The 14424-nt window shown below is 51.4% G+C and carries 3 protein-coding genes; all 3 read left to right on the forward strand.

Going from position 1 to position 14424, the window contains the following annotated elements:
* The first annotated feature begins 9 nt into the window (after positions 1-9).
* Genes H579_RS29880 through H579_RS25510 form a run of 3 tightly spaced genes read left to right on the forward strand, consistent with a single transcriptional unit; the run spans position 10 to position 14421 of the window.
* On the forward strand, positions 10-1050 hold the full coding sequence (locus tag H579_RS29880; RefSeq protein ID WP_084624101.1) for a condensation domain-containing protein: 1041 nt from the start codon (positions 10-12) through the stop codon (positions 1048-1050).
* Positions 1037-10414: a non-ribosomal peptide synthetase gene (locus tag H579_RS25505; RefSeq protein WP_084624102.1), complete on the forward strand. Its 9378-nt coding sequence runs from the start codon at positions 1037-1039 to the stop codon at positions 10412-10414. Before H579_RS29880 ends, H579_RS25505 begins: the two co-directional genes overlap by 14 nt.
* Positions 10415-10425: 11 nt before the next feature.
* Positions 10426-14421, forward strand: coding sequence for a non-ribosomal peptide synthetase (locus H579_RS25510; protein ID WP_051227591.1), 3996 nt, complete (start codon positions 10426-10428; stop codon positions 14419-14421).
* Positions 14422-14424: the final 3 nt, after the last annotated feature.

The following is a 14424-nucleotide window of genomic DNA, read 5'->3' on the forward strand; positions in this document are numbered from 1 at the left end:
GAAACATATATGCACGATATGATCGATAGTATTTATTCATTGTCCCCTCTGCAGCAGGGGTTGTTGTTTCACTCCGTGGCACAACCGGAGTCTACCGAATATTTCATTCAAACCCGAGTGGAATTGAAGGGGGACCTGAATCTGCAGGCATTTGAAGCCGCCTGGAGAGATATGCTGCAGCGGCATAGTATTCTGCGCACTGCCTTTGTCTGGGAGGGGTTAGATACCCCTCTGCAGCTGGTACAACGAGAAGTTGAGCTACCACTGCAGGTTGAAGATTGGCAGCACAGAGATGAAGCAGAGCTTGAAGCTATGCTGGAACAGGATGCCAGTGAGGGCTTTAACCTGGAGATGGCACCGTTGATGCGTTTGCGCCTGTTCCGTTTGGAAGAGAGCCGCTGGCAGCTGCTGTGGTCCTATCATCACCTGTTACTGGATGGTTGGAGTGTTGGACTGTTAATGTCCGACTGGTTCAATCGCTATGCTTATCACTGCGGTGCTATCTCAGGTGTTAGTAGCGTTCCTTCTCTGCCTGAAACTACGCCATTTGCCGATTATATTACCTGGTTGGACGGCCTGGATGAGGTTCAGGCAGAAGCCTTCTGGCGTGAACAGCTACAGGGCTTTACTTCTTCAACACCTCTGCCGCAGCTGGATACGGCATTCACACCGGCACCAGGTTTACCCTATGGTGAGCAGACTATCGATATTCAGGGCGAGCAGTGGCAAGCCCTGCAGAACTTTTGTCAGCAGCAAGGTTTGACGCTGAACACTTTGTTACAGGGTGCCTGGGGAGTATTGCTGGGGTCTCTGGCTGGTCGTCAGGAAGCCCTGTTTGGGGTGACAGTTTCTGGCCGCCCAGATAATCCGCCAGGGGCTGATGAGATGGTTGGCTTGTTTATCAACACTCTGCCATTGCGTTTGCGGTGGGATGAAACCGTTTCTGTGGCGGACTGGTTAAAGCAGCTACACGCTTTGAATGGTGATCTGCGCCAGTATGAGCACTCGCCATTGGTCCGTCTGAAAGGTCTGAGTGATGTGGGGGGGTGATGCGGCCCTGTTTGATTCCATTTTTGTGTTTGAGAACTTCCCGTTTGATGAGAATGAAAGCGGGGAGCTGGGGCTGAGTATGCAGCCTCTGGATGATGGTCAGATGGTTGATGGTATCCGTCAGACCCGTGGTCGTAACAGTTATCCTGTGTCACTGATTGCGGGCTTGGAGGGCGAGGGGCTGCAATTGTTGTTGAGCTATCAACGACAGCGTTTCAGTGATCAGACCATTGACCTACTGTTGGGTCATCTAAAGCAGTTACTACAGGCATTTGTAGCTCAGGCGGAACAGCCTCTGGTTGATTTGAACTGGTTATCTGTTGAGGATCGTTTACAGCAGCAACAGTGGGGGCAGGGTAAAGCCCTGGAGTTGTCTACAGCCAGTGTGGCTGAGATTTTTGCCAATCAGGTGGCCGCGTATCCTGAGCGGGAAGCCGTGGGGGATGGACAACGTAGCCTAAGCTATGCTGAACTGGATCAGCGTTCTGATCTATTGGCTCAGCGTTGTCTGACTGTGGGGCTGACACCAGGTGATACTCTGGCATTAGCCTTATCCCGTTCAGTGGATCAGGTTGTAGCACTGGTTGCGGCATTGAAAGCGGGCTTAATTTATGTGCCTCTGGATACTAGTCAGCCTGTGGGCCGTCTGGCTGCTATCGTAGCTGATAGCGGGGCGCGTCTGGTTCTGTCTGCGCCTTGCCTGTCTGAGTCACTGCAGAATGCTCTGGCCCAGAATCAGGAAACGGCAGACGTCAAATTGCTGCAGCTTAAAGAGTTTGCGCTAGACGAGAAGAGCGTGGATGGCTTAGCTATTAAAGCCTCTCTGCCTGCACCGACCGCAGATGCTACGGCTTATCTGATCTATACCTCGGGTTCTACAGGTACACCTAAAGGGGTGGCAGTCAGTCATAGAGCAATCATCGCTTATACGCAGGGTATCCTGGATGCTCTGTCACTACCTGAGGCCTGTCGTTTTGCCAGTGTCTCGACCCTGGCTGCAGATTTGGGCAATACCCAGTTATTTGGCGCTTTGCTTAGTGGTGGTTATCTGCACCTGGTGGATGATAACACCCGTTTTGATGCTTCTGCTCTGGCGGATCTGTTTGCCCAGCAGCGTATTGATGTCCTGAAGTTGACACCAGGTCACCTGCAAGGTTTGCTGTCTGCCAAGTCTGATGCACGTTTACTACCAAGGCACAGTTTGTTGCTGGGTGGTGAAGCACTGGAAAAAGGCCTGTTGCAACAGATTCAGGCGCTGGCACCTAAATTGTCGGTATATAACCACTATGGTCCAAGTGAAGCGACTGTGGGGGCGTTGTTAAATCCATTAGATATGGCTCAGGTTTGTGCTGATGAAGCGCTTGATCTGCTATCACTGGGTGGCCCTCAGCCCAATCGCCAGGTGCGTATTCTGGATCAGAAGGGACAGCCCTTGCCGAGCGGTGTGCCAGGAGAGATCTATCTGGGTGGTGAAGGTCTGGCGGATGGTTACCATCAACTGCTTGCAATGACCGCTGAGCGCTTTGTCTCTTTACCTGCTCTGGAGGACCTGTCTGCAGAAGATACTGCTGTGGAAAAAACGCTGTTCTACCGTACCGGTGATAGAGGCTGCTGGTTATCTGATGGTACGGTGCGCTTTATGGGCCGTCAGGATAATCAGGTTAAGATTCGTGGTTATCGGGTTGAACTGGATGAAGTGGCTTATCACCTGAGCCAAGTTTCTAAGAGTATTCGTCAGGCCGTCGCCAACCTGTGGCAGGAGGACAAGCGTCCGGCTCGACTGGTTGCCTGGCTGGTGGCAGAGGGCGATCTGAATATTCAGAAGCTTAAACACGATCTGGGGCAGCAGTTACCAGCGTATATGGTGCCGGATGAGATCGTACAGCTGGACCAGATTCCTGTGACCGGCAATGGTAAGGTGGATTACAAACGCCTTCCTGCACCTGTGGTGACCGAGGTATCAGAGAATCATCAACCACCGGTGACAGAGAGTGAAATTGCCCTGGCACAGATCTGGAGTGATCTGCTGCAACGGGATGCGATCAGTGTTAATGACAACTTCTTTGCCTTGGGCGGGGATTCCATCATGCTGTTGCAGGTGATTACCCGTGCCCAGAAGTTAGGGTTAGCTCTAACGCCTGCTCTGGCGTTCCAATACCGTACTCTGTCTACTCTGGCCGCCGCCATTGATGGTGATGCAGAAGATCTGCAGAAGGATAGTGCTGAGACTACTGATGTACGTAAGGTGGTACCTTTTACCCCTGGTCAGCAACAGCGCCTGGAAGGGGAGATGCGTCCTCTATGGTGTCTGTTACAGCTACCAGATGCTATGCAGCAGGAAACATTGGCGACTGCACTAAGTCAGTTACAGCAGCACTATTATCCTTTCACTCTGGTTCAAAATGAACAGGGGGAGTGGCTGCAGAGTCAGAACCGACAGGCTTCTGGTGTTACTGTGATCGCTGCAGATCAGATAGATAGCGCATCAGTGGATACACTGGCTGCATCGCTATTTGTAGACATGCAGCAAAATGATCAGCCCTGGCTGGGTGCTGCGCTATCTGATCAGCATCTATTGTTATGTGCCCATCCATTGGCACTGGACACTGCTGCTTGGCCTTTGTTGCTGGCTGATCTGACTCGTGTATATACCCAATCCCAGGAGAGTACACAATCCCCGAACAGTCAACCGGTACTGGCGACATCGGGTTTCCAGCAGATGCGTTATCTGGAAGCTGAACAGCAGCGTGCTTTGTCTGAAGATCTGGAAGAATCCTGGGAGTACTGGCTGGAGCATGCCGGGCTGGAACTGGCTGCGCCGGAATTTGCTGTTCATGAATCATTCGATACGCAGGCCTCAGAGCTGACGTTATCGGTTGAGAGTCAGGCAAATATTAAGGCCCTGATACAATCCCGTACTGTTACGCCGGTATCTCTGGTGACTTCGGCACTGGCGGCCTTGCTGGCTCGTCAGCAAGATACGGATACCCTGGCGTTGGCGGTCAGTGCTGCGCGTATCGATCTGAATGTTTTACCTGTTGATGATGTGTTATCTCGAACGGGTATTGATGCCAGCCAGCTGTCTGGAGCATTGGATCTGCCGGTGCCTCTGATTGTCGAAGGCTTAAGCGGTGAGACTGAGAATGACTGGCTGCAGGTCAGTGATCGTTTGCAAGCGATGCCTAGGGGCGGTGCGGAATATGGTGTTCTACGTTATTTGACCGATAATGAGTACCTGCTGGAACCTCTGCTGGAGCTGCCTGCCCCTCAGGCCTGGGTGCGCTGGTTGGGTGACTGGGATAGCCAGATGCCACTGGGCTCTTTAGTTGCGCACCAGGATAACCTGGTGACTGATATTCCTCTGATTATTTCCGTGTTTCGTCAGGATGGTGAGCTGGGTATCCGCATGGAGGGTCAGTTGGGTGCAGGTACCACAAGGGATATGGCTACTGAGCTAACGGCTGAACTGGTGTCTCTGTTGGATGTTATTGCTGCTAGCATAGATGCCGAAGAGACATCTGTGGAACAAAGTGCTTTCCCTCTATGCCCTGAGCAGGTCGTTTTGGAAGGCCTGTCAGTGGAATGGCTGCAGGTTGAGGATCTGTATCCCCTGACGCCGATGCAGCATGGCATGGTGATTCAGTCCCTGAAATCCGATCAGTCGGATTATTTGGCACAGACCTGTCTGCAGTGGGATGGTCCTCTGAATCAGGCTGCATTGATTTCGGCCTGGCAACAGTTGGTTGAGCGACACCCTGTGCTAAGAACCGTCTTTTTATGGCGTGATCTGGAGCAACCGTTACAGTGTGTTTTGCGTCAGCTTGATACAAGCCTGATCTGGGATGATATCAGCGACCTAAGCGCAGAACGCCAACAAAGCTACATCGATAGCGCCCTATTACAGGAGAGAGTGGAGCCCCTATCTCTGGAAAAGGCACCTCTGACCTGGTTAAGAGTATTCCGTTTATCTGATCAGCGTTTTGTCCTGTGCCATAGTGCACACCATGCGCTGAGTGATGCTTGGAGCTTTGGCCTGCTACTGGATGAACTGTTGCAGTGTTATCAGGCCCATAAAAATGGCGATTTGGCGGTGTTATCTCCGGTGCGGCCTTTCCAGCATTATCTGCGTTGGTTTGCCAATCAGCCGATGGATGAAGCGCGCTCATTCTGGCAGCAGACACTGGTAGGTTTTGATACCCCAACTGCTCTGCCATTTATGGAGAGTGCTCCGCTGGCGGGTTCTTCTGATATTGGCTCTTCTAATAGTGATAGCAATCATCGTCAACTGGTACTGGGCGTTGAGGAAACCAGAAAGTTAAGTACTTTCTGTCAGCAGCAACAGATAACGGTTAATACTCTGGTTCAGGCCGCATGGGCATTATTACTGGCCCGTTGTAATGATCGTCAGGATGTACTGTTTGGCGTGACCGTTGCGGGCCGTCCCGCTGATCTGGATGGTGCCGATGGCATGCAGGGCTTGTTTATTCAGACCCTGCCATTGCGGGTCGTTCTAGATGAGGACACCCGAGTCAGTGATTGGTTACAGGCGTTGCTGGAACTCAATCTGACTCTGCGTCAGCATGAATACCTGCCATTAACCGATATTCAGCAGTGTACCGAGGTAGACGCCGACCAGTCTCTATTTGACAGTGTGATGGTATTTGCCAATGCCCCTATGGATAATGGTATGGCTAGCCGTCTGCCGGACTGCCAGATCGACTTTATCGAAGATAGAGTACAGACCGAATACCCACTGCTGATTGATGTACTGCCGGGTTCCCGACTGGAACTGCAGTTTACTTTCCTACCTGAGCGCTTCCGCTCGGTCTCTGTGGATAAGCTACTAGGGCTGATGCAGCATATGCTGTTGTCTCTGGCAGAACATGGCGATGCCAAATTGGCGGATCTGACACTGATCAGTGCCCAGGAACAGCAGCAACTGGCTGAGTTTAATCAAAGTGCTAATAATTTTGCTGATTATCTAGGAAAAGGGCCGCAAGAGGGTGAGCCGCAGGGCATAGGCTCTGACTTGCCACTAAATGCCAGCTATCCTGAGCTGTTTGCTCGTCAGGTTGCAGAGCAGCCGGGTAAAATTGCTGCGGTCTGCATGGATCAACAACAGAGCTATCGTGAGCTGGATCTGTGCAGTAATCGCATTGGTCATACTCTGGTTGAGATGGGGGCCAAGCCTGAACAGCTGGTGGCATTACTGGCAGAACGGGGCCTGCCTTTCCTGAATACCATTATCGCCACCTTTAAGGCTGGCGCGGCTTATATGCCGCTGGACCCAGGCCTGCCGGCTTCCCGTTTGGAGCACTTGCTGATTCAGAGTGAGGCTCCGGTACTTGCCGCTTCTGCTCAATTCAGAAAAGAAGCGGATGAACTGGTTGCCCGCGTGAGTGCGGCCACCGGTCGTTCTGTGGCGCTGTGTATTATTGAGGACCATTGGCAAGCTACTAATGAGGAGACGAGTAATCAGAAGGTAGATAACGAAGCGGCTCTGCCTGTGCAGACAACGGCTGATAGCCTGGCTTATGTAGTCTTTACCTCAGGCTCTACCGGTACACCAAAAGGTGCCATGGTTGAGCACAGAGGCATGCTCAACAATATGTTGGGTAACCGGGTTTCTCTGGGCTTATCCGCTGAGGATCGTGTTGCCCAGGTGGCGGCTCAGTCCTTTGATATTTCGATCTGGCAGTTCCTGGCAGCCCCTGTGATGGGTGCTACGGTGCATATTATGCCGGATGAGGTGGCCCGTGATCCTGAGGCCCTATTGCAGGCGGTTGAGCAACAGCAAATCACTCTGATGGAGCTGGTGCCGACTCAGATTCGTGCTCTGTTGTCTGCCGCAGATAACAATGCCCAGCTGACTTCTCTGCGCTGGTTACAGTCTATTGGTGAAGCCTTGCCAGCGGCTCTGGTCAGTGACTGGTTACAGCGTTTCCCTGATACCCCTATTCTGAACGCTTATGGCCCTGCGGAGTGCTCGGATAATATTGGCTGGCATCCGATTACGACCATTCCAGAGGATCTGCATAAGCCAATACCAGTGGGTCGCCCTACGTCCAATAACCAACTCTATATTCTGGATAGCGCCGGTCGTGAACAGCCTATAGGCATTGCTGGTGAGATTTGTGCGGCTGGTGTCAGTGTTGGACGGGGTTACTGGCGTGATCCTGAACGTACTGCCGAAGTGTTTGTTGAACATCCATTTGCTCCGGGTGAGCGTTTTTATCGCACCGGAGATCTGGGGCGCCGACTGGATGATGGCCGTATTGAGTACCTGGGCCGCCGGGATTTCCAATTGAAATTACGGGGGCAGCGTATTGAGCCCGGTGAAATTGAAGCCTGTCTGGAGATGCAGATCGCGGTTGATAAGGCTGCTGTGGTAATTGTGGCGCAGGATGGACACAGCTATCTGGTCGCCTACTGGCAGGGACGTCAGTCAGTGGCAGAAAGCGAACTGCGCGCAGCGGTTAGCCAACAGTTACCTGCCCATATGGTGCCATCGCGTTTTGTTGAGCTGGAAGAATTACCGCAAAACCGCAATGGCAAGGTGGACCGTAAAGCACTGATGCAAAAGCCGGTGGAGTTCACACAGACTGGTAATAGGCAGGCTGGCAATGATCAGAGTGTGCCTTTTAGTGAAACGGAACAGCAGCTGACGGCGATCTGGCAGGGGCTACTGCCGGTTAAACAGTTTGGTACAGAGGACAGTTTCTTTGCGCTGGGCGGGCACTCACTGCTGGCAACACAGGTTATTTCCCGTATCCGTCAGGAGCTGGATATCTCCCTGCCGATTACCGCGTTATTCAAGCATAGCACCATTGCCAGTCTGGCCAGTGCCGTAGAACAGGTGCGGGATCAGCAAGAGAGCGGGGATAATGTAGTGGCAATTAAACCTGTGAGTCGTTCTCTGGCGCTGCCTCTATCCTACGCCCAGCAAAGACTTTGGTTTATGGATCAGCTGGAAGGGGCTGATGGCGCCTACAACATTCCTGTGGCCCTGAAACTGCAGGGCAAGCTGGATCGTCAGGCAGTACAGGCTGCGGTGGATATGATTCTTCAGCGACATGAGGCCCTGCGTACTGGTTTCCGCATCCAGGGTGATGCACCACGACAGTATATTGTTGAGCAGCCAAACAGTGATCTGATCTTCCAGGATCTGAGTCATTTAGATGAATCACAACAGGCGCTACAGGTGCAGCAACTGATTGATCAAGAGGCAGAGCGGCCTTTTGATCTGACTACACCGCCTATGCTGAGAGTGATGCTGCTGCGTCTGGCAAAAGAGAGTCATGTGCTTCAGTTTACCCTGCACCATATTGCAGCAGATGCCTGGTCGCTAGGCGTTCTGGTTGATGAGTTCACTCATTGTTATAAGGCCTTTGCTGAGGGGGCTGAACCTGCATTAACTCCTCTACCAATTCAGTATGCGGATTACGCTTACTGGCAGCGCAGTGATCAGCAACAGCAGAAGTTGTCCCGTGATCTGGATTACTGGCGTCAGCAGCTGCTGGATGTGCCTCTGGTATTGGATCTACCGCAGGCTCTTACACAACACGGCTCTTCACAAAACATCTCGCGTCCGGATAAGCCGGATTATCAGGGGGCCGCTGTCAGCCATACCGTATCAGCCCGTCAGATTGAGGCGCTGAAAACCTATAGCCAGGGGCGCAATGCGACCCTGTTTATGGTGTTGTTAAATGCCTTCAACAGCCTGCTGCAACGGACCACAGACAAGCATGACTTTATTGTCGGTACCGATGTTGCTAACCGTGAGCAGGCCGAGCTGGAAAAACTGATTGGCTTCTTTGTTAACGTGCTGCCACTACGGGCTCAGCTGTCGGATAACGAGAGCTTTGATCATCGTCTATCCAACCTGAGAGATACCACCTTAGGTGCTTATCAACATCAGCAGGTGTCGTTTGATAAGTTGGTGGAGATGCTGCAACCACCTCGTGCCAAGGGCATTAACCCTCTGGTTCAGGTGTTGTTTGTTATGCAGAACACCCCGAAAGGTGACGATGATTTTGCTGGTCTGACCTTTGAAGAGCTGGAGCCTCAGGGAGAAACCTCCAAGTTTGATCTGGCGGTCTTCCTGGAAGAAAGCGATGACGGCAGTCTTAATGCTCGCTGGTTATACCGAACCAGCCTGTTTGATACCACAACCATTGAGCGTCTGACCCAGGGCTTTATGTCTCTGCTGGATTACCTGACGACTCATGCCAACCATAGCAGTCAGCCACTGGAGCAGTGGGACTGGCAATTCTCACAACGGACGACGATTACCCCGGAGAGCAAGGGCGTGCGTAAAAAAGATAAGCTGAAACGTTTAAAAAGTATTAAACCCACTCAGATCAGCCAATCTCCGGCTGAGCAGGTGAAGACCTCTTTATTGAATGAAGAGACTCAACTGCCATTAATTATTGAACCTAAGTTGGGTGAACTGGACCCTATGGTATGGGCGGAGCGGGCCAGAGACTGGATTGAAGAACAGTTGCGCCGTCACGGTGGCCTGTTATTCCGTGGTTTTAACCTGCCTGATGCTACCAGTTTTGAGCAGTTCTCTCAGGCAATTGTGCCAGAGCTATATGGTACCTATGGCGACTTACCGAAGAATAACTCGGGCAAGAATATCTATCATTCCACCCCGTATCCAGAGCAGCACATGATCCTGTATCACAATGAAAGCTCCCATATGTCGTCATGGCCGTGCCGACAGCTGTTCTACTGCGAAACGCCTTCGCCAGTGGGTGGCCGTACCCCCGTGGCGGACTGTCGTGAGGTTTACCGGGAGCTGTCGGAAGAGGTGGTGAAACCGCTGGAGGAAAAAGGCCTACTATATGTGCGTCACTTCACCGATAAGCTGGATGTGAACTGGCGAGACTTCTTTAAAACAGATAGCCGGGATGAAGTAGAGGCTTACTGCCGGGAAGAGGGCATGCGCTGGTATTGGTTGGAAGATGATGGTCTGCGTATTGAGCAGCATCGACCCGCAGTGGTACCTCACCCTGAGACTGGGGATAAGTCGTTCTTTAACCAGGTACAGCTACACCATGAATCCTGCTTAGAGCCTGAGGTCAGAGCAAATCTGAAAGCTCTATTTGGACCCGATAGCTTACCGCGTAACGTTTACTACGGTGACGGTACACCTATCAGCGATGAAGTGATGACAGAGATTGGTCGAGCATATGAAGCCTGCGCAGTACGTTTCTACTGGCAAAAAGGTGATGTGGTCATGGTGGACAATATGTTAGTCGCCCATGCCAGGGATCCTTTTGAAGGGGACCGTAAGATCTGTGTGGCAATGGGAAAAATGCGCCGCGATGAGAATATTGATACTGCGACTGTTGAAGAGTAAAGGGAAAGACAATGACAACTTATCAGGATATCTCGGCAAACTTCCGACTATCACCTCAGCAACGCCTTTGCTGGCTATCTAAACAGCCTGCACCAGTCCTGATTCTGGATATTCGGGGGACTTTTGATCCGTCGCAGTGGTTACAAAAACTGGAAGCCATTGTGAAGGAACAGGAAACTCTGCGTATCTGCCTGCAGTTTCAGCAAGGGTTACAGGTGCCTTTACAGGGCATCAGTAGTCAGGGGGGGGTAGAGATTGTGTCGTCTACCACCGAGTCTTCCAGGGATAACCCGGAAGAACAACCTGTTCCGTCTATCCGGGCGGAGCTGACCCGATTGAGTGATGAGTGCCATCAGTTGCGTTTAATACTGCCAGCGCTGAGCGCCGACCGTGGCACTCTATTGCGTTTGGCTCATGCTCTATCTGGTTTTCAGTCAGAGAGCAATGCTGATGAAGAGGTGACACCATACAACCACTATTCCGCCTGGTTGTATGACCTGCAGGGTGATGAGGACGCAGAAGAGGGTAAGGCTTTCTGGGCACAACAGTGTCCAGAGCAATGGCAACCGGTTGGTCTGGTATATCAGCAGAATACAACTGCTGAAGCAGGGCTATCAGATATTGTATCTGTAGCTGAGGAGGGGGTATATGAAGCCGTATCTATATGTGATGAAACATTGGTTCAGGCATTAGAATCCTTTACCAGTCAGCAGGATATTAGTGCAGAAACTGTGCTGATGACGGCTTGGGCGATCCTATTACGTCGTCTGAGTCTGGACCATACAGAGCAGGCGATTACGCCTCTGGGCTGGGTGCATGATTGTCGTCGTGACTATGAAGAGTTGGCTGATACTTGGGGGATGTTCACCAGACCTCTGCCTTTACCTTGGCAAGCGGTAGAGGGTGAAAGTTTCCAGGTTGCTATGGAACGCATGCAGAATCAGCAGGAAGCGGCCAGTGAGTGGCAGGAATACTACGCTGTTGAATCTGATGCTAAACCAGAGCATAGCCGCTTTGGTTTTGAATGGGGTAATAGCCTAGATAGTACTGAGGGTGAGGTATCAGGGTTAGGCCTTTGTAGTGATGGCTCTATCAGTATTACCCGTCTGCAAGCCTTTAGTCAGGGTTTTGATCTATTGTTGATCCCTACAATAGATACGCAGGGCAAACTGACTCTGAGCTTAAACTATGAGTCCAGTTGTTACAGTGAACAGGCTGCAACTGTGCTGCTGGAGCAGTACCAATCCCTGCTATTGGATGCTTTATCTGCACCTAATAAGCCTGTGGTAACACTGGCTTTGGATAGTGCCACGTTTAACACTTGTCTGGAAAACCTAGCTCCTTCTCAGCCTTGGCCAGTGCTGATGAGCGAGGATTTATATCCGGCTCTATTCAGTCGTTCTGCCCAGGAGCATGCTGAACTTAAAGCGGTGTTGGCCGATGGAACACATTTTTCTCTGAGCTATCGTGAATTGGAAACTCGCAGTAACCAGTTAGCTCATCACCTGATTGCCCAAGACATGGTAGCAGAGTCAAGGGTCGCACTGTATCTGGATCAGGCTCAGGATATGCTAGTGGCGATGCTGGCGGTGATGAAAAGTGGTGCGGCTTTTGTACCACTGGAGATGCGTCAGCCTGCGGCCCGTACCCTGGATATTTTGCGTGACTCTAGTCCTGACCTGGTGCTCTGTGCCCCAGGTCAACCGACACCGGCATTGCTTGATGTACCTTGCCTGATACTGAATCCGCTCTCTTTTGCTGGAGAGTCGGCCTTGGATGGCTACTCTGCTGAGTTACCCGATATCAGTATAGATCCAGATCAAGCGGCTTATCTGCTGTTTACCTCTGGTAGTACCGGTAAACCTAAAGGGGTGGTGGTCAACCATCGTCAGGTTCAGAACTACAGCAGTAGCATTCTGACTCGCATTCCCCTACAGGCGGGTGAAAAAAGTGCGATTGTGACCTCACTGGCAGCAGATCTGAGTTATACCTTACTGTTTACTGCCCTATTAAGTGGCGGTGAACTACATCTGATTGATCGAGAAACCACATTGAATCCAGCAGCTTGGGCGCACTATCAGCAACAGCACCGGATTGACCATCTGAAAGTTGTGCCGTCTTTGTTGGATGCTTGGTTAAGCCATGGTGATGTATCTGGTGTGTTGCCTGGTAAACAGTTAATTCTGGGAGGCGAATCCTGTAAAGCGAGTGTATTGGGCATCTTGCAGCAGCATGCTCCTGAGCTACAAATTTATAACCACTACGGCCCTACGGAGGCAACCATTGGTGTGATGATTCACAAAGTGGATGCTTCTCTACCTGTTCAGGGGTTACCGCTGAGTGAGCGTTTAGATAACACCGCTATTTTCTTACTGGATGGTGATCTTCAGCCTGTGGCAGCAGGTATGTCAGGGGAGCTCTACATTGCTGGGGCTAACCTGAGCCGAGGGTATTTATCTGAGGAGCAAACAGCTGAGCGTTTTATACCTAATCCTTTCTCTGTTGGTGGCAAGCGCTTGTATCGTACCGGTGATCTGGCCCGTTATCTACCCGATGGCAGCCTTGTGTTGCAGGGACGTGCGGACCGTCAGGTGAAGGTTCGGGGTTATCGAGTTGAGCTAGATGAGATCGAAAACCTGATTAATACGTTGCCATCGGTGAATCAAGCAGCGGTGGTGGTGGTACCACGCCTACAAGGTGACCTGCAGATGTTTGCCTTTGTGACCTTGAAGCAGGAGCAGCAGAGCAGTCTGGCACAATTACAGGGGCAGCTGCAGGATCGTTTACCTGATCATATGGTGCCTACCCTACGCTTATTGGATCAGTTGCCACTGATGGCCAATGGCAAGTTGAATCGTCAGATACTGACTCAACAAGCCGAGGATCTACTAAAACAAAGTGGCTCAACACCACCACGAACGGCTCTGGAAGCAACATTGGTCAAGTTATGGGCCGAAGTACTGGGGCTGGAGAGTGTCGGTGTCGAAGATGATTTCTTTGCTTTGGGGGGACACTCATTAGCCGCGATTAAATTGACTAGTCGCCTGCAATCTGCTTTGGGTATGTCAGTGAAGGTTAATATGATCTTTTCTGCCCCTTCGGTTGCTCAGTTTGCACAATTGGTGGACGGTGAAGCGAACACTGGAACCCTAATTGCACTTTCGAATAAAGAGGCGGCGCTTTCCCTTGAGGAAGGCTCTACAGAGCAGGAAAATAAAAAACCTAAGTTGTTCTGTTTCCACCCTTCAACCGGTTATGTGCAGGATTACCGTCATCTACCAGAGAGGCTGCCACAATGGCAACTTTGGGGCTTACAAAGCCATGATATGACAGGGCAAGCAGAGGACAGTGCCGATTCACTAACGTCTATGGCAACTGGGTATCTGGCCAAGATAAGGGAGCAACAGCCCAAGGGACCGTATTACCTGTTGGGTTGGTCATTAGGCGGTATGTTGGCTGTTACTGCAGCAGAAATGCTGGAACAAGCCGGTGAAGAGGTGGCTTTCCTAGGGGTTGTGGATACTCGACTTACTACAGATGAAACGGCCCAGACTGTTGAGCAATTGCTGCACTGGGCAGAAGACGAGTTTGATAGTGAGAGTCGACAACGTTTGCAGCAGCTATCAGATACTCAACGCCAGTCTTTAATAGAGCTGCTTGAGCAAGATGCTCCTGAACAGTGGCCTTTTGTACTACTGAATTGGGCTCGATTACAAGGTTTACAACTGGCAGATGACAGCTGGCAACATGCCGAGGAACGTCAGCTACGTCATGCCTATACTCAACAGCTGATCCGTAGTTTTACTCCTGTTGAATTGAGCTGTGCAATTACCGCTTGGTGGGCGGGTGATACCCTGGCAGACAATCCGATGCCTGCTGATTGGCAAAAAATGACAACGGGTTCTGCTCAGGTGCGCACGATTCCTTCCCATCACTTTAATATCTTACAGAAAGAGGATTGGCAGACGCAGATTCAAGCTGCACTAGAGTCTGCTTTGCTGGATTAATAG

Source organism: Oceanospirillum beijerinckii DSM 7166 (assembly GCF_000422425.1).
GTDB classification, from domain to species: domain Bacteria; phylum Pseudomonadota; class Gammaproteobacteria; order Pseudomonadales; family Halomonadaceae; genus Oceanospirillum; species Oceanospirillum beijerinckii.

Coding starts and splice junctions, on each gene's coding strand:
- H579_RS29880 (WP_084624101.1), top strand. CDS start 10: ATGCACGATATGATCGATAGTATTTATTCATTGTCCCCTCTGCAGCAG.
- H579_RS25505 (WP_084624102.1), top strand. CDS start 1,037: ATGTGGGGGGGTGATGCGGCCCTGTTTGATTCCATTTTTGTGTTTGAG.
- H579_RS25510 (WP_051227591.1), top strand. CDS start 10,426: ATGACAACTTATCAGGATATCTCGGCAAACTTCCGACTATCACCTCAG.